A 22,728-nucleotide genomic window follows, 5' to 3' on the forward strand; every position below is an offset into this window, starting at 1 on the left:
TACTGATCACTTAAGGACTCTCTTCACGTTAAGCCACCAGTTAATTCAGGTTTTGATTTTGACACCTCTTTTCTCTTCTGCTGAAGAAGAGTTTATACGTTCTTTACCATTTTCAGTTTTTCAGAAACTAATTGAGTTATAGCCTGGGTTGCTACAGGAAATACTTTTCTAAGATCAATTTCCTCATTGGTAGCCAATCTTTCCTTTAAAGTATTCATAAATATATTCTTGATCTCGGTGGCCAGGTTGATCTTACAAATTCCGTTAGAAATAGCTTCCTGCACCTGTTGATGTGGCACACCAGAACTACCATGCAAGACTAATGTAGCCGCGGTACTTTTTGATATTCTTGAGAGTAACTCAATATCTAAATTAGGTTCTTCTTTATAAAATCCGTGGGCAGTCCCAATAGCAATTGCCAGGGCATCGACACCGGTAGCTTCTACAAATTCTTTTGCTTCCCCGGGTTGGGTAAAGCCTTGTTGCCCGTGTTCCTGCCCAAGCTTGGCAACAAAGCCGAGCTCTGCCTCTACGTGTGCCCCGTAACTTTTCGCCTTTTCGACAACTTCACGCGTAATTTTTATATTTTCTTCAAATGGAAGTTCGCTACCGTCTATCATCACAGAATCAAAACCTGCATCAAGGCAACGTTGCACCAGGGCTACAGAGCCACCATGGTCAAGGTGAATCCAACCCTCAACGCCAAATTGTTTTAATCCCGTTCTACCAATTTTAACGGCAGTATCTAAACCCATATAATCTATAGAACTTTGTGTAAGCTGAAGTATTATTGGCTCCCCAACATTTGCAGCGGCCTGCAGCACTCCGTGCAGCGTTTCAAGATTGTAAAAATTGGTAGCCAGTAAACCTCTTTTTTGAGTGGTAAATTCCTGTAATTTCTCCTTTAGGTTCATACTTAAAGTTCTTTATTCTCGATTTGTTGTTTTTTTAATGCTATTTCTGAAGCTGTGGTAAATGCCGTTGTGCCTCCTGCACAGGTTGTATTTAATGACCCCATAAGATTCCCATTTTTTAAACAGGCTTTCCAGGGAGAGCCTTTGAGAAATTCATGAATAAACCCTGCGTTGAAAGAATCACCTGCACCTATGGCGTCTTTAAAATGCCGATTGATAAAGGGAGGTTCAATTATTCGCTCGTCTTCTGAGATTAAGAGTGATCCTTCAGTCCCCATTTTAATTGCAACAGTATTTACTTCAGGTTTTAAGGCTGAAATTGCCGCCTCCAGGTCGTCTTTTTTGGTAAGATTTAGCAATTCCGACAGGTTGGGAAAAAAAATATCTACATAGGGCAGGATTGTTTTGTAGTCAAAATCCCATTTGCCCTCAGGGTCTACCTGCAAGTCGAGAGATGTAGTAAGCCCTGCGGCTTTAGCTTTTTTGAAAATTTCTAAAATGTCTGGTTTAATACCTTTCTGAAGGAAAAAATTGGAAAGGTGAAAGTGATCGAATTCATCTAATGCCCCCCACGGGATGTCATTTATCGTAAAATCTTCCATCGCCCCACAATAGGTCACATTGGCCCTATCCTGGTCATAGTTCATTACAATGGTAATGCCGGTTTTATAAGTCTTAGATTTTCTAATAAAGCTGGTATCCACATCCTTCTTCTGAAGTTCTGTAAGCACGAATTCTCCAAACCTGTCTGCTCCAATTTTTCCGCAGAAAGAAGTGAGGGTGCCCATAGTCGCCACATTGGAAGCCATTATAGCTGAAGAACTACCAAGTGTAAAATCCATTTCTTCAGCAACAATTTCATCGCCAATTTTGGGAAATCCATTGATGTTGTTTAAGATCAAATCAACATTCAACTCCCCTACCACCAATAATTTTTTACACCTCATGTATTATTTCCTTTATTTCTACTCTTTGCAAAAGACTTTTTACATCTTTTATTTTTAACTGGCCCAGGTCTTCAAAAAGGCAATTTGAAGCACCACATGCTACTCCATATGCAGCTGTTTCTTCGATGCTTAGATCTCTGGAAATGGCATGTGCCAGTCCGGCTGTAAGACAATCGCCACTGCCTACCGCGCTTACCACCCTGTCTATTTTTACATTGGCCGTTAGAACCCTGTTCTGATATGCAAGCACAAGCCCGTCTTTTCCCCTGGTTAAAGCCACCATCTCTACCTTACCACTCAGGAATTTCATTACATCTTGGATATCCTCACTCCCGCATAAATTTTTGGCTTCCTCCTGGTTCAAATGAAGCCCAAAAAATCCTTTTTTAAGCGCCTCCTTCAGCTGAATACCAGTACAATCAAGGACCACGGGAACATTTTGCTTTTTTGCTGCTTCAATAAGCTGTGCATAAGCATCTACGGGGGCATTTACGGGCCAGGAACCCGCCATACATATTACCTTTGTATTACCAATTGCATCCTGGAAAAACTCTTTAAAAATATGCCATTTTTGAGAGGTAAATTCTGGTCCAGGTTCAAGCAGTTCAGAATTATTCATCTCACTTTTGCCCGACCGAAACGTGTAACATTTTCTATTGTTACCTTCCAGCTCAATGCCTAAAACAGTTGCATTTTTCTGTACACATTGGCCTTTAATCCAATTACCTGCACCTCCTGCCCATGCACCCATCAGGTTTGAGATATTACCTAACTCGGCAAGAGCCAGGGCAACGTGCACTCCTTTGCCCCCGGGAAACTCTTCTACCCGTTCTATGCGATTTACCCCACCTGTTTTAAAGGTGTCGATCCATGCATAGGTGTCGACAGAAGGATTGGGACAAACACTTAAGATCATGCTTTTGTACTATTTGGATGGTCATATATCACCACACCCTCTACAACCCTGCTTATGGCACCAGATTTTGAGGGATTATCGGGGTCAAGGCCAAGCTCCAGGGATTTGTACAATCCTAACAACTGCCCAACCAGGGCCACTGTGACTATATAAAGATCTTTTCCTTTTTCAAAATCAAGATCAATATTCAGAAGTGGATCTAATTCAATCTCCTGCTCCCTACCTATAGTAACACAAGCTATATTTCGTTCATCGCAGGCTATAGATTTAGCAAGATCTAATTCATATTGATATGCATGGTCGTTTGATGAGAATAGATAAACCATTAAAGTCTTTTCGTTGGCAACCGCCCTGGGACCATGCCTAAACCCAAGAAAAGAATCGTGCTTACATATAACGACACCATCAGAAAGCTCCTGAAGTTTAAGCCCACATTCACGTGCAATTCCTAATAACGGCCCAGATCCCAAAAATACTACCCGTTCATATTCCACAGTAGCTATTTCTTTAAAAGCTTTCTTTTTCGAAAGTATATTTTGAGCCTTCCCCACTAGAGAGGCTATTTCTTTTTTCTTTTCCTCAACATCATTTTTACTAAAGATCAATAGCACACTAAGCAACATTGACGAAAAACTTCCCGTCATAGCCAGACTTTTATCATTAGCGCCTTCCGGAAGCAGAAAAGCAAAAGATGTTTTAGGATTAGCCATTGCGAATTGGGCTAACTCACCTTCTTTATTACAAGTAATTACCAGATGATAAGCCTCTGCACAAAACTGATTTACTAATTTCAAAGTTTCCAGACTTTCAGGACTGTTACCCGAACGCGCGAAAGAAACTAGTAAAGTTGCGTGATTAGGACACAAGAAGTTTTCAGGATGAGTTACAATATCAGTTGTAGCAACAGCTTTTGTTACACGGCCTGTTTGCTTTTGAATTACCCCCTGAGCAGCCTCCCCTATAAAAGCTGAAGACCCTGCACCGGCCAGAATGATCTGCAATTCTTTTTTTGCCAAAATAGGCTGTAAATATTCATTTATTTCCTCCGATCTCTGCTGAATCAAATTTAGAACCAAATGCCACAATTCTGGTTGGCCTTCAATTTCCTGTTGGGTATATATATTCACAAATTTTGTTTTAAAATAAATCAATCTTCAGACAACTTCTCATCACCTTATAAAAAGGCTGAAAACTTACCTCCACAAAATAAATGAAATATTTCGTAAATTAAAAATATTCGTTTAGCTATTATTTACTGATTTAATCACTTCTTATATAATTTAATTTTGAACAGCATTAACATTCAAATTTTCAAAAAGATTTTTCACATGAGTGAATAAAGCCTCATTTTAAAAGGCTTAATAGCAAAAAAATATTAACCCAAAAAATAATTTTCTATTCCATAAAATAAAATTAATATTTTTTTTGGATTTAATATGCAAAAATATAAATTAGCAGAAGTTTTCGAAAGAAATATATCTTTCATTTATTATCTAATATTCATTTTAACTTCTTAAAACTAACAAAAACTACCTTACCAGACTTATGAAAAAAATCATAGCAACCACTTATTTTCTACTCTTCTCCATTATTATTTTGGGACAAAATATAGTAGAGGTAAGTGGAAAAGTTGTAGACAAGGACACTGGAATTCCTATTCCTGGTGTCAACATCATTGAAAAAGGTACTACTAATGGCACCATGACCGATTTTGACGGGAATTTTATACTTGAAGCTCCCGCCAACACAACTTTAGTAATTTCATACTTAGGCTACACCACTCAGGAAATTAATATTAACAACAGAAGCGAAATCGATATCGCGCTCCAGCAAGGTGCTGCTGCTTTAGATGAAGTTATAGTAGTGGGTTATGGAACACAGAAAAAAGTAAATCTAACGGGATCTGTTGCTTCTGTAGACGGGGATATGCTCGAAAGCAGAGCTATAACCAGCGTTTCTGCAGGTCTTTCGGGTCTTCTGCCGGGAGTCTCTGTGAGGCAATCTTCAGGAATGCCCGGAGCTGATGGCGGGACTATAAGAATTCGCGGAACAGGCACTTTAAACCAAGCCTCTCCAATGGTTTTAATTGATGGGGTTGAAGGCTCGTTAAATGACGTGCAAAGCAATGATATTGCCAGCATTTCGGTATTAAAAGATGCAGCCTCAGCAGCTATTTACGGGTCAAAAGCTGCAAATGGAGTGATTTTAATAACCACAAAAACCGGAAAATATGGTGAGCCCACTGTCAATTTTTCGAGTGACATTGGCTGGCAGTCTCCAACTAAACTTCCAGACTATTTAGGATCTTATGATTACGCCACACTTTACAATGAGGCGTTAGAAAATAGCGGGAAAGCAGCAAAATTCAGTGAGGAAGATTTGGAATTATTCCGTAATGGTTCAGATCCTTTCGGACATCCAGATACAGATTGGCAAGACCTGCTCTATCAAGGTTCAGGCTTTGTAATCACCAACAACTTTGGAATATCCGGAGGTTCTGATTTCACTAGATACCGGGCATCAATAAATCACCAAAAACAAGAAGGTATAATTAAGCATACTGGAAAGAACGAATATAATGGAAGGCTTAATTTAACTCTTATCCCCAAGAAATGGCTTACTACAAACATGAATCTATCTTACACTCAAATGGATCGTGAACAACCTAATAATGCGTATGTAGGAGGTGGTATAGACCAAATAATAAGACAGGCTAATAGAATTGCCCCCTGGATTCCTTATAAAAATGAAGATGGCACTTACGGTACAATTTCAGATGGTAACCCAATAGCCTGGCTGGATATGGGCCCACAAATAAACTATCTAAGAAAGACATTTGTAGGTATTGGATCAATTCAAGTTGATTTAATGAAAGGCCTGAATGTAAAAGCGTTAGTTTCTCATAGAAATGTTGAATCTGATAATTCTGAAATGAATAAAGAGATTCAATACAACCCTTCGAAATATCATGGGCCAACAAAATTATTTGAAGACTTAAGCTCAAGCACACGTAACACATTAGATTTAACAGCCAACTATTTTAGTACGTTAAATGAAGTACATAATGTAGCGGCATTAGCCGGTTATCATGCTGAATCTTTTGATTATAAAAGAACTACCGCCTATCGTGAAAACTTTCCAAGTACCGAACTTCCCAATCTAGATGCAGGGTCCACCAATGGTATGAAAAACTCAGGGTATACAAGAGAGTTGAATATGGTTTCATGGTTTGGACGAATAAATTATGATTTTGATGGACGTTACTTACTTGAAGCAAATTTACGCGCTGATGCTTCTTCCAGATTTGCTGAAGAAAACAGAGTGGGAGTTTTCCCCTCCTTCTCAGCAGGATGGAGAATATCAGAAGAAGCATTTTTTGAAAAGGGCAAAAACATATTTAATGATTTAAAACTTAGAGTCTCATGGGGCCAGTTGGGGAATCAGGATGCCTTAGATGATTATTATCCAACTATTCCTACCTTAGGATTAGGAACCGACTATCCGTTTAATAGCACCATAACTCCTGGTGCTGCCGTAATAAATGCAAAAAACGAAGCCTTAATCTGGGAAAAAACCACCAGTTATGGTTTAGGACTTGACACACGAATATTTAATAAGCTAGACCTAACTGTAGATGTTTATAAAAAACTTACAGAAGGTATTATTATGCAAGTGCCGGCGCCTAATGAATTTGCTCTAAATAACTTCTTTGACAATGTTGGAAAAGTTGATAATAAAGGGATAGAAGCAAGCCTGAATTACAGGGATACATTTGGAGACCTGTATTTTGGCTTTGGCGGAAATCTGGCCTACAATAAAAATGAATTGGTTCAACTGGCAGGAACCGATCAAATTATTAGTGGACGCCAAATTCGTCAATTAGGGAAATCTCTGGATGCCTGGTACGGCTATAAAACAGACGGTTTACACCAAAGTCAGGCAGATATTGATAATTATCCCATCAACACAATATATGGCAATCAGATAAAGCCAGGAGATTTAAGGTATGTTGATACCAATGGAGATGGAGAAGTAAATGCCGATGACCGGGTACTATTAGGTAACTCAACACCAAATTTCAACTTTGGTTTTAATTTAAACCTGGAATATAAAAACTTTGACTTCTTAGCCCTCTTCCAAGGTGCAACAGGTGCTTATGGCTATATGGATTTTGATGCTATTGGAGCCGTTAACGGCGATGCCCAAAAACCATCTGCAATTTGGTTAGATAGATGGACACCCACCAATACCGACACTGGTGTTCCACGACTTGTAGATGGAATATATGGCCCTAGTATGCCACAAAACTCAACAACAAGTTACTGGTTGAGGAGCACAGATTACTTGAGGATGAAAAACCTTCAAATTGGATATAACATTCCCCAAAATATCTTAGAACGCTGGAATATCTCACGCCTTAGAGTGTATTACAGTGCCCAAAATCTCTTTACAGTTACAAATTATCTCGAAGGATGGGATCCAGAAGCACCATCAGGACGTGGTAGCAGCTATCCAGTCGTAATGACTAATTCGGTAGGATTAAACTTAACTTTTTAATTTTAAAACATGAGAAAAATAATATACTTACTGGGAATAGTAGTTACGTTAAGTGCTTGTGACGATTCATTTTTAGAAACAGCACCAAATGACGCTCTCTCCCCTTCCACTTTTTGGAAAAATGAAAAAGATTTAGAGCTGGCACTCACCGGAATATATAATGGATTTGAAAGTGGAGGTTCCCTGATGTACCGTGATGCAGGCTCAGATAACGCATATAATAATTTCCCATGGGAAGGCTGGACCAACATAGGTAATGGAAAACTTTCTGCAGCAGACCCGGGAGCTTCATATTATAATTTTGGCACCATAAACCGAAGTAATGAATTTCTTGAAAATGTAGATAAAGCAACAGAAGTCTCAGAAGAAAAAAGGGCTATTTATAAAGCCCAGGTACGTTTTATTAGAGCATATAATTACTATATACTTACTACAAACTATGGGGATGTACCTTTGATTACCGAAAACTTTGCCACTCCCGAAGAAGCTAAAGTTCCACGAGATTCCCGGGAGATCATCCGCAAATTTATTGAAGACGAATTAAAGGATGTAATTGTAGTACTCCCAGAATCTTATCCCGGAGGAGAATATGGTAAAGCTACAAAGGGCGCAGCTCAAGCATTGCTTATGAGATATTACCTCTACTTTAAAGAGTACAGCAAAGCTTTGACAACTGCTAAAGAGATATCTGGCTATTCATTAAACCCAACTTTTGAAGGTCTTTTTGATCCGGCAAATGAACAAAACAGCGAAGTGATTTTATCGGTACAGCACACTGCAGACTTTTATGCTCTAGACTTTACTCCGTTTTTGCCCAATGGCCTTGGAGGATGGTCTTCAGTCGTTCCTACACAATCATTAGTAGATGCCTTTGAAATGGCTGACGGAAAAACAATCGAAGAAGCCAAGGAAACAGGAGAATATGATCCTTCCAATCCATACAAAAACAGGGATCCAAGATTGAGAGCAACGATTGTTTATCCAGGTCAGGTTTTTGCAAACCAGGTGTACCGATCTATAGAAGAAGGCAGTAATGACTACTACAACACAGCCGACAATGCTTCTAAAACTGGTTATAATTTTAAAAAGTATACAACTTTTATGGATTTAGATCCAGGTTCACCGTATTGGAATATGGGTAATGATATTTATATTTTTAGATATGCCGAAGTACTTTTAACCATTGCTGAAGCGAAGGTAGAGTTAGGACAAATAGACAATGAACTATATGAAGCTTTAGATAAAGTGCGATTAAGGGCCAATATGCCTGCCGTAGACAGAGCTAAGTATTCATCCCAGGAAACTTTACGAAAGCTGGTAAGAAACGAACGCCGTGTGGAATTTGCTATGGAAGGGTTACGCAGGGATGACATTATTCGCTGGGATATTGCCAGTGAGACACTTAATAAAGATCTAACGGGAACAAAAAGAGGAACAGTACTCGAGTCAACACAACCAAATGGTGATCACAATGTTTCTTTAAACCTCCCCGCAAACTTTATTGAAAATCGACAATTTCAAGCTCCAAAAAACAATCTCTTACCTATTCCGCAGGCAGCAATAGATAAAAACCCCAATTTAAAACCAAATAATACAGGATATTAACTTGCCATTTATTTTATAATTCATTTGTAATAGCTCCGATCTCGTCTGACAGTTAAGAGTTTTTTTAGGCATTTTGACTTTTGGAATAAACCTGATTTAGGGGCTCGTTTGGAGCCCCTTGACCATTCCAGTCGTCAGGCAAGTTATTCCTGACAGGTTGGTCTCCACCAGAGCCTGTTTCCGCTTTACCTGCCTTTAATAAAGGTACGAGTTTTTCCGATTGTAAATCCAGCATTTTTTCATCAGCCAAATGTTTGCTGTCGAGCAAAGTTTGCATCGGAGTTTTTCCAAAACAATGTTTTCCGGAGTGGGTTCTTTCATTGTTATAGTAGTTTAACCAATCATCCAGATCAGCTTGTATCTCCTCTATGGAGGTGTAGATCTTTTTCCTAAAGGTAATGGCGTAAAACTCATCCTGAATCGTCCTGTGGAAGCGTTCACAGATTCCGTTGGTTTGCGGGCTTTTAGCCTTGGTCTTTGTATGATCTATATCCTCGATAGCCAGGTAAAGTTGATATTCGTGGTGCTCTCTATGGCCACAGAATTCTGTGCCTCTATCGCTTAATATTCTTAAAAGTCGCAGGTCTTGCTCTTCGTAGAAGGGTAACACCCGATCATTTAGCATATCAGCAGCTACAAGAGCATTTTTACGATCATAAAGTTTAGCATGGGCTACTTTGCAATACGTGTCAATGAATGTTTGCTGATAGATTCTTCCAACTCCTTTGATGGTTCCTACATAATAGGTATCCTGAGCTCCAAGATAGCCGGGGTGGTGGGTTTCTATTTCTCCATGGGCTTTCTTTTCTTCTTTCGCTTTCTCCAAGGCATTTAGTTGAGCATCAGTCAACACCAGTCCATCCTGGGCCATTCTGGCTTCTAAGTACTTCAGCCTTTTTTTAAAAGTCTCCAGATCATTGCGTAACCATACACATCGAACACCTGCTGGTGAGATAAAAATTCCTTTCTTTTTGAGTTCATTGGAAGCGCGAAGTTGTCCAAAAGCAGGATAATCAAAAGCAATCTGGATTGCTGCTTTTTCTGTTTCTTCTTCAATCCTATTCTTAAGATTTGGCCTTCTTCTATTGAGCTCTCGTAGTGCTAACTCACCTCCCTGGTCATAAAGTTCTTTAAAGCGGTAAAAACTATCCCTGCTATAACCAAAGAGTTTACAAGCCTGGGACACGTTTCCTAATTGTTCTGCTAACTGTAATAAACCTACTTTAGATTTAATTACCTTTGCTTCTGTATTCATTCTGACAGTTTTAAGGGTTAATGTTTTTTGTTTCAACTCTTTAAATATAATCCTTAACTGTCAGATTTTATCGTGTCTATTTCAATTCATTTGAATATTTAAAAGAAACAAGATGTACAACATTTAACTAGTTGAATTAGCCATTTTTTAGCCTCTACTGTAATGCCCTGCTGAAATTTTAGCAGGGCTTTTACTACATTTTGTTTCTGTTGCTCAGATCCTGTATCAGGCTGTAGCTAATTATATAACCCCTCCCCCTATTTTCATGAAAAAACTAACTTTAATTTTTATTGTTGCATTAGTCCACTTCTCTGCTCTTGCCCAAAATTCCATAAATATCATTCCTGCACCCCAACATTGGAATCCCACGGGAAGTCAAATACATTTTAATGCAATACATGCAAAATGGCCTTCTAATATTAATAATAAAGAACAACTACTGTTAAACAGATTTAAACTTGAACTGATAAATCTTGGGATTCCTTTTGTAGATGCTCCAAGTGATTCTGTTCTAAATCTGGAATTTGACACAGCGTATTTGGATATTAATGCTCAAGATGATGCTTACCAGATAGAACTGGGTATGAATACCGCTATAAAAGCCGGCTCATACAATGGCCTGGTTCACGCCACCAGAACATTGCTGCAGTTATTCTCTCAGGCTAACCAAAATGGTAAACTTCCAGCCGGCACAATTATAGACTTCCCGACTTACGAAAAGCGTATGTTGATGATTGATGTGGCCCGCAAGTTTTTTACTGTAGATGAATTGAAGGATTTTATAAGGATTATGGCCTGGGTAAAGATGAATGAACTTCATTTACATCTTAGTGATAATTCCTGGGGAGGTTACAGTGCATACCGCCTGGAAAGCAAAAAATACCCCGAACTCACAGCAAAAGATGGCTATTATAGCTGGAAAGAGATTGAGGAACTTCAGGATTTTGCAGCCTCTTACGGTATTACGATTACACCAGAGATAGATTCTCCCGGACATTCCCTGGCCTTCACAAACATACGTCCCGATCTTAAGAGCCCGTGGTTAAGCCCAAATTATCTGGATATCACTAATGAAGATACTTATGAATTTATGGAAGAAATTCTGGCAGAAGTCATTCCTCACTTTAATGCTCCAGATTTCCACCTGGGTACAGATGAGTATCGCATTAACAGCATAAAAGACGACTCCCTCAAATTTAAAATAGGAGATACATTCCTAAAATATATAAATCACTTTAATTCAGTTGTCAAAAAACACGGGAAAAACGCCCGAATCTGGTCGGGATTTGAAAATATGCCAGGTAACACAACAATAGACAATGATGTGATCATAGACATGTGGGAAACCAGTGCTGCCAAAGATAAATCCCAGGAAGGATATAGTTTAATCAATTCTTCCCACTATTTCTCCTACATAGTTCCCGGAGCTCCTTATTATGGAGTGAACAATAAATTTATTTATGAAGAATGGAGCCCTCTCATCTTTAGTAATCAGGAGGAACAAAATCTGTCACAAGGTGATCAAAATCTCCTGGGAAGTAAATTACACATCTGGAACGACTTTGGCCCCACAGGATATAATATTTCTGAAATTGCACGACTCGCGCTGCCATCTATATATGTTTTTTCTGAAAAAATGTGGGGAACAAAAGCCTACGACTCGGTGGAAGAATTTAATAGTAAAGCATCAGCTTTAATAAAAATTCCGAACACTTCTATCCTGTCACGGTATTTCACGAATGAAAATACCATACTCAGCAAAAATAAAATTGATTTATCTGCAAGTTCAAAAACAGAGACTGGCACAACATTAAAGAATTTAGAATATCCCTGGTCTGCAGAAATTACCCTTAAAAGAACAAGCTCCTCTCCCGGTAAAGAAGTACTGTTATCTTCACAATTAGCCACAGTTTATACAGATTTAGAATTTACTTTTAATGAAAATGACACCTCATACACAAAAAGAGGTATTGCCATTGTTCGGGCAAATCAAACAGAAGGAGATACCCCGCTAACCTCTCATAAACCAGATGTGATAATTTTTGAACATAACATTCCTATCGGCAAAACAACTCATCTGAGAATATTGGGTGAAAAAGGCAAAACCACTTTATACGCAGATGGAAAATTAATTGGAAGTAAAAACATCCAAACCTTGATTCCTTTAGAATTCATTGGCTCCCCAATAGAACCGGTTTTTCAGGGTATCATCCATAATATTAAAGTAAATCAGCTTGAAGAAAAAAGACCTTTTTGACTACCCATTGTGTATCTAAAATGAATTGTAGTCATGAATTTCAATTTCTTCTGAATAATCTAATAATCGCCTTTACAATGAAAAAATTCCAGCTTATAGTAATCGTTCTATTAAGTATTCTCCTGATTTCCTGTAAAAATCAGAAATCTTCTAAAGAAACGCCGGTACAGTATACCCAACGAATTCCCGCAGGTGAAAATTCATGGATTTCCCACAATGAACAGCACGATTATCAAATTATAACAAAAGAAGGAATCCGAAACTGGAACGGCAGCGAACCTCTAAAGACCTACTTCAGGATTTCAGAGCAAGGTGAGCTAAGTGTGGGCTTACACTTAAAGACCTCTTCTGAAAAAGTAATTTTAAAGGCTACTTTAAATGGTGTAAGTAAGAAAATACCTCTCAAAAATGACATTTTTGGTGATGTTTATCTGGGAGAGTATCCAATCACCCAATCCGGGTACCAGGAACTTATTTTGGAAATATTACAACCAGATCCAGATGTTTCTGTAGATATAAATGAAGTTTTACTAGCAGGAAAAGCTGCAGAAGGCGATGTGAATTTTGTAACAGACAATTTCCATTTTGGACGTCGGGGTCCCTCTGTACACCTCCGCTACCTTATTCCGGAGGAAAGCGATAAACCATTGTACTTCTATAATGAAATAGAAGTACCGGAAGGCGAAGATGTAATTGGCTCCTATTATATGGCAAACGGGTTTTCTCACGGCTATTTTGGCATACAGGTAAATTCTGAGAGCGAACGCCGCATACTTTTCTCGGTATGGAGCCCTTACGACACGCAAGATCCTGATGAGATCCCCGAAGATCAGAAAATAGTATTACTTAAAAAGGGCGACGGAGTAAATACAGGCGAATTCGGGAACGAAGGCTCAGGCGGGCAAAGTTTTAAACGCTATATGTGGAAAACAGGAACAACCTACCGTTTCCTTTTAAAAGGCGAACCTGCCGGTCCCGATCATACTGTCTATACCGCCTATTTTTACACACCTGAAAAAGACGAGTGGGAGCTTATCGCCAGATTTAAAAGACACAAAGCCAGTAATTACCTTGGTAATTTATATTCTTTCTTAGAAAACTTTGTGCCTGCCACCGGTGATACTGCTCGAAAAGCACATTATAAAAACCAGTGGATCTATGATAAAGACAAGGGTTGGATAGAACTCACCAAGGCCATCTTTACAGCAGATGCCACGGCTAATCAAAAAGACCGGATGGATTATGCAGGTGGTGAAATTGACGAAGGCTATTATTTGAAGAACTGTGGCTTTTTCAACAACTTTACTCAAGTTGAAACAGAGTTTAGCCGCAAAGAAAACGGTTCTGCTCCTCAAATAAAATTTAAAAATCTTCCGTAGGTTTTAAGAACCCTTTTTTCCTATTTAATATTTAAATTTACAGCAGATATAACAAAAAAAGTAAATTATTATCTTTCGATACTTTGTGTAATAATTAATTATAACTTTCAAAAAAACTTTATTTTCTATACAGAAAAAATTGTTTTTACTAAACTGTAAAATCTTATTCAAAATATTGAACAGCCTGTATTTAATCTTCTTAACACATTTAAAATGACACCTAAACCCCTTATTCTACTGCTCGTATTCTGTTTCTCATTGCTTTCAAGTGCCCAGGACTCCCAGTTGGCTCCTACTCCACCTATGGGATTCATGACCTGGAATTATTTTGGCGATAACATTACTGAACAGGATGTAAAATCTATTGCCAATGCAATGATAGAAGAAGGTCTTGTAGATTTGGGGTACGAATATATTTTTATTGACGACGGCTGGCAGGGAGGGCGTGATAATCGCAACAACATTATTCCCGATCCTATAAAATTCCCTTCAGGGATTAAAGCTTTGGCAGAATACCTTCACAGCAAAGGAATGAAACTTGGCATTTATTCCGATGCGGCACAACTTACCTGTGCCGGGTACACAGCTAGTCTCGGTTTTGAAGAACAAGACTCCAAAACTTTTGCATCATGGGATATTGACTATTTGAAATACGATTACTGTGGTGCCCCAACCGATAGAGAAACTGCCGAGAAAAGGTACTCTAAAATGGCTGATGCTTTGCAAAATTCTGGTCGGGAGATCGTATTTTCTGTATGTGAATGGGGACAGCGAGAGCCATGGCTATGGGCTAAAGAGGCTGGCGGACAGTTGTGGCGAACCACTTATGACATTCGGGATAAATGGAGTGCAAACGCTCCCGAAGGCACCAATCTTCATGAAGAAAGTATAGGTTATGGAATACTAGATATTCTGGAAATCAATGCCGAACTGGATGAGTATGCCGGTCCGGGAGGATGGAATGACCCTGATATGCTTGTGGTGGGGCTTTATGGCAAAAGCGGCCCATCTGGAGATCAGGGCGGTCATGGTGCCACAAATACCGAGTATCAAAGCCAAATGAGCCTGTGGTCTCTTATGGCTGCCCCTTTGATGATAAGCAATGACGTGAGAAATATGGATGATGATACCCGAAGAATTCTAACTAATAAAGATATTATAGACATAGATCAGGATCCACTGGGCAAACAGGGTAAAAGAGTAATTAATAAAGACAACTGGCAGGTTTTCGTGAAACCTTTAACCGATGGAAATTATGCAGTTGGCATCTTAAATACTTCTGAAAAAAAACGAAGATTTAAAAAAAACCTGGACAGTTTAGGTTTGGACGGAAAATATAAACTGCTGGATGTATGGAGCAAAAAAGGTTATGGAAAAACTGACAAATTAAATTTCCAGGTTCAACCCCATGAAACATTAGTGTTTAAACTGAGTCGATAATACTCTTTAATATCACAGGTTTAAAAATTACAACTTCCATTTATATCTCTTTTATAGAAGTCTAAATTCTTGTTATGAACATCATCAGGACATTTCTGTGGGTATTTGCATTTTTATTCCTGAATGCTCCAATATGGGCTCAAAATCCTGTAGATCAAAATTTTTCCGATAACAAAACAGGACAGGATGAATTTCCAGAGACTTACTCTGAAGTTTCGAACCCCATTCCTACTCCGGTGCATTTGTGGCAGAATAGGCGTCAAAATGTAGTAGGATGGGGAAATACTGATACTCGCTACAAGAAAGAGGAACCAGCCAGGGTCGGGGATATTTCCAACAAGATTGAGATGACCGGGTGGAAGGGTGAGCGGATATCTGCCCAACTCGTGGTTTCGGCAGTTAAATCTCCTTTAGAACTTTCCTTGGAAGTGAGCGATTTAGTGCATAACAGTAATAAAAAGTGGAGAATAGAACAGAGAACTATATCTACAGGCTTTGTGCGCTATGTAATGACCGATGAACTCAATAAAGATAAAAAAGGTGCATGCGGTCACAGAAACGCTAAAGATTTTGATTCTACTCTTGTGGCCGACCCTATAGATCATCTCACTAGAAGCCTTTTAATTCCTAAAAATTCTACCCGTCCCGGATGGGTAAAAATATGGATCCCTCAAAATGCTTTTCCCGGAAGCTATACAGGAACCTTAAAAGTATTGGATAGCAAAAAAGTCATAAAAAAACTGAAAATTGAGATTAACGTCAAAGATCGAAAAATACCAGCTCCCCAAAAATGGCGTTTTCACCTCGATCTTTGGCAAAACCCTTACGCTGCTGCACGTTACTATCAAACCGAACTGTGGAGTAAAGCCCATTTTGAAGCAATGGAAAAAGATATTCAGCATTACGCCAATGCCGGAGGAAAATCTATTACTGCCTCTATTATGAATAAACCCTGGAACGGACAAACCTATGACCCCTTTCAATCTATGGTGACCTGGAAGCGGAAAATAAATGGGCAATGGGAATTTGGCTTTACCGCTTTTGATAAGTGGGTGAAATTTATGATGAGAATGGGCGTGGACAAACAAATTAACTGCTATTCCATGGTGCCATGGCGACTATCTTTTGAATTTTTTGATGAAGCCAGTAATTCTATGAAAATTGTTGAAACGGAACCAGGGGAAAAAGAATATGAAGAAATATGGGGGGCAATGCTCACCTCTTTTGCCGCCCACCTCAAAGAAAAGGGTTGGTTCCACAAAACCTATATTTCTATGGACGAGCGTCCTATGGAAGTGATGCAGGAAACAATAAAGGTTATTAAAACTGCCGATGCTAATTTCAAGATTTCATTTGCTGGTGGAAACCATCCAGAATTATATGAAGAAATTGATGACTACTGCCTTTCGATGGAAGAGTCATTTCCACAGGAAGTAAAGGAAGAACGACGGAAAAATGGCCAGATTAGTACATTTTATACCAGCTGCGCCCATGCCTATCCTAACAGTTTTACCTTTAGCCCACCGGCCGAAAGCGAATGGTACGGCTGGTATGCAGCTGCCAATAATCTTGACGGTTACCTGCGGTGGGCTTATGCAAGTTGGGTTAAAGAGCCTTTACTAGACAGCAGGTTTACTACCTGGGCTGCGGGAGACACCTATTTTGTTTACCCCGGTGGAAGGACTTCCATAAGATTTGAAAAACTCCTTGCAGGCATTCAGGCGTATGAAAAAATTCTGATTTTGAAAGAAGAATTCAGAAATACAAATAATCAAAAGTCCCTTAAAGAATTAGAAGAAATCCTGCATCTTTTCAGTAATAATAACTTTGACCAGACAACAGCTTCCGAAGTAATAGAGAAAGCAAAGCTTGTAATCAATTCCTTTTAAAATGGCTGATTTACCTAAAATTGTTTGTCAAAAATGGCATTTTTCACCTGAAGAATTCCTCAACATAACCTCCCTCTAATCTCCAAATTTTGTGGAGGATATAAGCCTATGTATTCTCCTGTTCAGCCAGTAAATAAAGGCTGATCTTGACCATGAGCGGACCTGTGTCCTATTCCTTCAGGTATTTAGAATACGGGAATCCAGTAGTCATTGATACATAGCTCCTTTTTTCTTAAACATAAAAAAGCCTGCCAGATTTAGATAAGGTCTAAATCCGACAGGCTGCATTATTGCTCAACCAAAAATTTACAGCGGCTTAATTATATAGCTGTAACTATAATTTTGAAAGGGCATACGATATTTTTCTAAGGCTAAACTTCCCCAGCTGTTTATTCCAGCAACACCCATTTGTCTTAGATCTATATCCAGATAGGTGTGTTCCCCTTTTTTCAAGAGTCTGGAATGTTCCTGTCCTTTTTCTGAAGAAGGATACAGTTGTTCTTTCGTGTAAGGTAATGCCGAAACATTCAACAGGACTTCAGTATAACTTACTTTGATACCTGTGTTACGGCCGTTTGAAATTTCGGCCCAACGCACATCAGTTTTGTTACCAGATTCCTGTGGCCTTACATAAGGATGGTATTGCTCTTCTACTCTTCCTTTGTAGATGCCAACCATGGCGCTAAATTTTCGGTCTTCATAACTCTCCCATGGGCCACGGCCATACCATCTAAAAGTGTCAAATTTCTTCGGAAGCAATAACTCATTTCCGAATTTTAACAACATCTCATGATCTCCTTTTATGGCTTCAAAATCATTCTCCACTCTAAGAATTCCATCATTATAAATTGTAGTAACCTGTGTTAACCTGGCATCTCCCTGTAACACGTCGTAAATAACTTTAACCTGAGTGGCTCCATCTGAATTTTTACCATGTGTAAATTCTACAACTTTAAGTTCAGGCTGCTTTAGATAATCAAGCTTTCTGTTCAGTCCTCCTCCAAAATCATTATCAACCAGGGGTCTAAAAAGGCTTAGTTGAGGCCCTTTTTCTATGAGGACATCCCTTTTGTATTTATAATCTGAAAACCTTCCGGTTGTTTTATTAAAACTAATTGAAAAGGAACCTTTTGAAAAGCTTACCAGGTCACCATTTTCTTCAACTTTCAAATCTACAATTTCAAATACCTGATTTTCAGCAACAGGTGGTGTAACAGCAAATTCTGCCTCAGCTAAAAGAGTGCCGGGAGCCACAAAAGCCTCGCTTTTAATTAGCTTCCCCTCAAAATGTAATCTATATTCCGCAGATGTATCTGTAGGCACCTTAAATGGTATTTCAACAGATATTGTGTTTCGTGGAGCTACAGAATAACTTCCTAATTTTTCCGATTTTACCACTTCTCCATTTCTGAGCAATTCTACCGAGAATTCATAATTAGAAAGATCCCTGAAGAAATACTTATTGAATATTTTTACCTTTTGATTGTCTTCACTTAAATCAAAACCTATTTCCTGATATACTTTTCGTACTTCATATGCATGAGGGTTCCAGGACCGGTCGGCCATAATGACTCCATTGATCAAAAAGTTATTGTCACTTGGAGTACCTTCAGCCCCCCAATCTCCACCATAACCAAAGATCTTTTTACCGTCTACCTCTTTATAGATTCCCTGGTCTACCCAGTCCCAAATATATCCTCCCTGTAGTTGAGGATATTTTTCTATAACTTCCCAGTACTCTTTAAAGTTCCCAAGGCTATTCCCCATTGCGTGAGCATATTCACTCATAATGTATGGACGATCGGGATTGTTTTGTGCCCAACGCTCCATAGATGCCGGGTGGGGGTATTGAGGCACAATAATATCTGTATTCCACTCGGTAGTAGAACGTTCGTATTGCACCGGCCTGGTAGGATCAAATCCTTTAAGCCAGTTATAGGCATTATAAAAATTATACCCATTCCCTGCCTCGTTTCCAAGGCTCCAGGCTACAATCGAAGGATGGTTTTTATCCCGCTCTACCATTCTTTTGATTCGCAACATGTGTGCATGTTCCCATTCAGGATCGTTACCTAAAGTGCTTTCCGGCTCATAATACATCCCGTGGGATTCAATATTGGCTTCATCAATAACATAAAATCCGTATTTGTCGCACAACTCGTACCAGTAAGGATCGTTTGGATAATGAGAAAGTCTCACCGCATTCATGTTTAGTTCTTTCATTATACGAATGTCTTCCTGCATCTGCTCCCGTGTCATGACGTGTGCAGTTTCAGGATGGGATTCATGCCGGTTTACACCTTTAAACCAAACAGGTTTTCCGTTTACTAAAAACTGATATCCGTCTATTTCATAAGTTTTGAACCCAACATTGGTGTTGATCACCTCCTTCACCTTACCTCCGGAATCTAAAAGTGTTAATTCAAGTGTATATAAATTAGGGGTTTCAGCTGACCACTGCTTTACATTAGGAATGATCTCTTTAAACTGAAGCACTGTTTTCCCCAATTTCCTTTTAAGCCCAATGGTCTTTTGTTCTGCTTTAAAAATTTCATTGTGAGATGCGTCAAAAAGTTTAGCTACCACGATGTTTTCTCCCTGATCTTGATCGGTCTGGTTCCATACCTCCAGGTCTACTGAAAACTCTCCGTCAGTATAGTTATTGGTTAATCCACTTTTAACAAACAGGTCATAAAAATGTACTTTTGGACGTGCGTACAAATAAACATTTCGCTGAATCCCGCTAATACGCCAAAAATCCTGCGCCTCCAAATAACTACCGTCACTCCAGCGCCGAACTTCTATCGTGATCTGGTTCTTTCCAGGTTTTATGAACTTGGTAAGTTCATATTCAGATTCCAGTTTACTATCTTCTCCCATACCTACATATTCACCATTCACATAAAGCCTAAAGGCCGATTTCACTGCACCAAGGTGAATAAACACAGGCATATCCTGCCAATCTGAAGGAATTTCAATTTCCCGGCGGTAAATACCAGCAGGATTCTTTTCATTTTCAATAAATGGCGGATTTGGATTCTTAACAGCAAATTCGAAAGGATGGTTTACATAAATTGGAGTTCCATAGCCATTAAACTCCCAATTGGCAGGAACTTTAAAATCATCCCAACCTGAATCATCAAAACTTACCGATTCAAAATTTTCAGGAAGGTTTTTGTAATGTTCTGTCCAAAAGAATTTCCATGTTCCATTTAAATCGAGGAAGCGATTTGATTGTTCTCTATTCCTCTCTTGTGCCAGTATTTTATTTTCAAATGGAAAATAAGCCGCTCGCATGGGAAGTCTGTTTTCAGCCTGTACATTCGGGTTTTCAAAAATTGGATCGGGTTCACGATCTTGTGCTTTCACAAGTTGAAATACTGCAAAAAAAGCCAGTATTATTGTTGAAGTACTTCTAAATAAACGCATGGACATAGAGGTTAATTTTGATTTAATTAGGGGTTAGCTTCGGAAAAAATATTTGCTGGAAATGACATTTTTGGAATCTTTAGGAATTTTCCATTCCAGTTCAAGTTGAGGTTTCTCATTCTTTTTATTTTTGTAGTAGAGCTTAAAAGGGTGTAAGCCTTTTTGAAGAAAAATTTGAGCCTCCTGAATTTCAACTTCTTTAAAATTATGATCTCCATCAATGAGGTTGATCTCGTGCAACTTTAAGAAGTAGTTACTGTTCGCATTTAAATAAAACTCATATTTACCATCTTCAGGAATGTCTAAGAAGCCTTCAAAAAGAAAAATATCATGTCCCATTTCTTTTATCTCATTAAAGTTAGGCTCCTTTACAGTTCCTTTTGCTGCAACTTTTAAATCTTCTGTTTTGGGTAACCATGGGTATTTCCCATCATAGCTTTTCCAGATCAGACCTTTTTTCTTTCTTGTTCCTTTTACTGAAGGTATCGGTACAGAATCATATGGTCGTGGTGCTGAAGAGTTAATGCGTCTCATTTGCAACACCTTAGCTTTCATTTTCTCCTGAAGACCTTTATAAGATGTACTTTTAGCTAAATTTTTGCTTTGTGCAGGATCATCTGTTACATTATATATTTCAAAATCATCATCGTGAGATTGAATGTTATAACGCAAACCTACCATATCCCCCACACGAAGCATTTGCATTTGATTTCTCACTTTTCCACGATTACTGGCAGCAAATTCAGGATAAGCAGGAGTACTGCCATTTTGGAAATATTCAACATACACGTTGCCCTGCTGTACCTTACCTTCTTGAATAAAAGCAGGCAGTAAAGAGGTTCCGTTACTGTTTACCGGTGCCGGAAGTCCTGCAGCATCAGTAAAGGTTGGAAGCCAGTCATAAAAAATGGAAGGCGATTTTATAATCCTGTTTTTGGCAATTTTTTCCGGCCATTGAACTATTAATGGGGTTCTCAAGCCTCCTTCCAGCACATCGCGTTTTATACCGTTGTAAGGGCCAAAACTATCAAAAAAATTAGCCTGATTAGCAGCATATTCTGCAGGCAAATAAGACTCTATTGATGGACCATTATCTGATGCGAATACAACAATAGTATTAGAATCTATTTCAAGGTCTTGCAGTAACTTAATAATATCCCCTACTGCTCTATCAATACGCCTAATACTTGTGGCATAACGTTTATAAGTAGCCGGCCAGGGAACGGGAGCTGTTTCAGGTCTTTGATCATGATCATACACAGCTTCGGCATAGACAGGTTCTGTCCAGCTATCGGGGGTACCACTTGCCGTGTTAATCATTTTACCTGGTGTCCCAAGAAACTGTATTCCTCCATTTAATCCACCTCCTTCGGGATAAGCCTGTGTGGGTAATTCTAAGACTGCATGAGGGGTGTCATATGACAAATAAAGAAAGAAAGGCTTTTTATTCTTTTGAGCTTTTTGAGTAATCCATTTTTTAGCAACTGCGGTCCACAGATCGGTTGTATAAGCTTTTTCCAGACCAGCACTAACTTCTTTGTTATTTTCCCACACTTCTTTACTTCCACCAAAAATTCCTTCAACAGGATAATGTTCATGTCCATCCCTATGCCGCACATATCCATAAAAGTAGTCAAATCCTCTTTTTGTAGGATATGCCGGCCAATGCTGCGGATTCTCATTTTCTTTGGAAACTATTCCCTGCAAACCCCATTTCCCAATAACAGCTGTATGATAGCCCGCCTTCTGCAGTACACTTCCGAGGGTGTGATTATCGGGCAGGGCTTTATCAAACTGGTTATCCCTTATCTCTGACTGCCCCTGACTTAAGCCAGTTAGTAACGAGGCACGGGAGGGGGCACATACAGGGGCCGAAGTATAATGCTGAGTAAAGATTGCGCCATTTTCAGCCATCTTGTCAAGAGCGGGGGTCTCCAACCATGGACTGGAAGGTTCCTGCTGTCTTCTCTCATTCTGAAAAAATCTCCCCACATCTCCATAGCCCATATCATCTACGAGAATAAAGATAATATTTGGCTGTTGCTCTTTTAAAGTAACCTCCTGCCCTATAGCATAATTGCACAAGAAAAAAATTATTAGGCAGGAGATTTGACGCAAACTCATAGCTGGGGAGAAATAA

At 39.0% G+C, this 22,728-nt stretch carries 12 protein-coding genes and 1 pseudogene; 6 read left to right on the forward strand and 7 right to left on the reverse strand.

All coding sequences use genetic code 11. The annotated features are described in order from the left end of the window. Positions 1–92 precede the first annotated feature (92 nt). The 4 genes from JRG66_RS00460 to JRG66_RS00475 are packed head-to-tail and all read right to left on the reverse strand — an operon-like array spanning position 93 to position 3,904. Positions 93–914 carry a class II fructose-bisphosphate aldolase gene (locus JRG66_RS00460; protein ID WP_265163771.1) on the reverse strand — a complete coding sequence of 274 codons (822 nt, stop codon included), beginning with the start codon at positions 912–914 and terminating at the stop codon, positions 93–95. Between the two features lie 2 nt (positions 915–916). Then, positions 917–1,861 (reverse strand): carbohydrate kinase family protein, encoded by a 945-nt coding sequence (locus tag JRG66_RS00465; RefSeq protein ID WP_265163772.1) that lies wholly within the window; start codon positions 1,859–1,861, stop codon positions 917–919. After that, the gene (locus JRG66_RS00470) at positions 1,851–2,777 is read right to left on the reverse strand and encodes a 1-phosphofructokinase family hexose kinase (protein WP_265163773.1); all 927 of its coding nucleotides are present in this window, start codon (positions 2,775–2,777) and stop codon (positions 1,851–1,853) included. Before JRG66_RS00470 ends, JRG66_RS00465 begins: the two co-directional genes overlap by 11 nt. Next, positions 2,774–3,904, reverse strand: a complete 1,131-nt coding sequence (locus JRG66_RS00475; RefSeq protein WP_265163774.1) for an SIS domain-containing protein — start codon at positions 3,902–3,904, stop codon at positions 2,774–2,776. The genes JRG66_RS00470 and JRG66_RS00475 overlap by 4 nt, the downstream gene beginning before the upstream one ends. Positions 3,905–4,322: 418 nt before the next feature. Between JRG66_RS00475 and JRG66_RS00480 the strand changes: the two genes are divergently transcribed. After that, the gene (locus tag JRG66_RS00480; protein ID WP_265163775.1) at positions 4,323–7,334 is read left to right on the forward strand and encodes a SusC/RagA family TonB-linked outer membrane protein; all 3,012 of its coding nucleotides are present in this window, start codon (positions 4,323–4,325) and stop codon (positions 7,332–7,334) included. 9 nt (positions 7,335–7,343) lie between these two features. Then, the gene (locus tag JRG66_RS00485) at positions 7,344–8,939 is read left to right on the forward strand and encodes a RagB/SusD family nutrient uptake outer membrane protein (RefSeq protein WP_265163776.1); all 1,596 of its coding nucleotides are present in this window, start codon (positions 7,344–7,346) and stop codon (positions 8,937–8,939) included. Between the two features lie 229 nt (positions 8,940–9,168). On the opposite strand, the pseudogene JRG66_RS00490 reads toward JRG66_RS00485, so the two are convergent. Beyond that, positions 9,169–10,194: pseudogene (locus JRG66_RS00490) on the reverse strand (IS481 family transposase); the annotation flags it as partial. A 265-nt stretch (positions 10,195–10,459) separates the two neighbouring features. Here JRG66_RS00490 and JRG66_RS00495 point away from each other — a divergent pair. The 4 genes from JRG66_RS00495 to JRG66_RS00510 all read left to right on the forward strand — a co-directional run bounded on the left by JRG66_RS00495 (position 10,460) and on the right by JRG66_RS00510 (position 17,159). Further along, a complete protein-coding gene (locus JRG66_RS00495) occupies positions 10,460–12,451 on the forward strand; it encodes a beta-N-acetylhexosaminidase (protein WP_265163777.1) in 1,992 nt (663 codons plus the stop codon). A gap of 77 nt (positions 12,452–12,528) precedes the next feature. Then, complete coding sequence (locus tag JRG66_RS00500; protein ID WP_265163778.1) at positions 12,529–13,830, forward strand: DUF3472 domain-containing protein; 1,302 nt, start codon at positions 12,529–12,531, stop codon at positions 13,828–13,830. A 213-nt stretch (positions 13,831–14,043) separates the two neighbouring features. Then, positions 14,044–15,270, forward strand: a complete 1,227-nt coding sequence (locus JRG66_RS00505) for a glycoside hydrolase family 27 protein (RefSeq protein WP_265163779.1) — start codon at positions 14,044–14,046, stop codon at positions 15,268–15,270. 74 nt (positions 15,271–15,344) lie between these two features. Next, the gene (locus JRG66_RS00510; protein ID WP_265163780.1) at positions 15,345–17,159 is read left to right on the forward strand and encodes a DUF4091 domain-containing protein; all 1,815 of its coding nucleotides are present in this window, start codon (positions 15,345–15,347) and stop codon (positions 17,157–17,159) included. Between the two features lie 306 nt (positions 17,160–17,465). Here the strand turns inward: JRG66_RS00510 and JRG66_RS00515 are convergent, their stop codons facing one another. Then, positions 17,466–20,594: a glycoside hydrolase family 2 TIM barrel-domain containing protein gene (locus JRG66_RS00515; protein ID WP_265163781.1), complete on the reverse strand. Its 3,129-nt coding sequence runs from the start codon at positions 20,592–20,594 to the stop codon at positions 17,466–17,468. 27 nt (positions 20,595–20,621) lie between these two features. Continuing rightward, the gene (locus tag JRG66_RS00520) at positions 20,622–22,673 is read right to left on the reverse strand and encodes a sulfatase-like hydrolase/transferase (protein WP_265163782.1); all 2,052 of its coding nucleotides are present in this window, start codon (positions 22,671–22,673) and stop codon (positions 20,622–20,624) included. Positions 22,674–22,728: the final 55 nt, after the last annotated feature.

The sequence above is a fragment of the Salinimicrobium tongyeongense genome (assembly GCF_026109735.1).
Classification (GTDB): domain Bacteria; phylum Bacteroidota; class Bacteroidia; order Flavobacteriales; family Flavobacteriaceae; genus Salinimicrobium; species Salinimicrobium tongyeongense.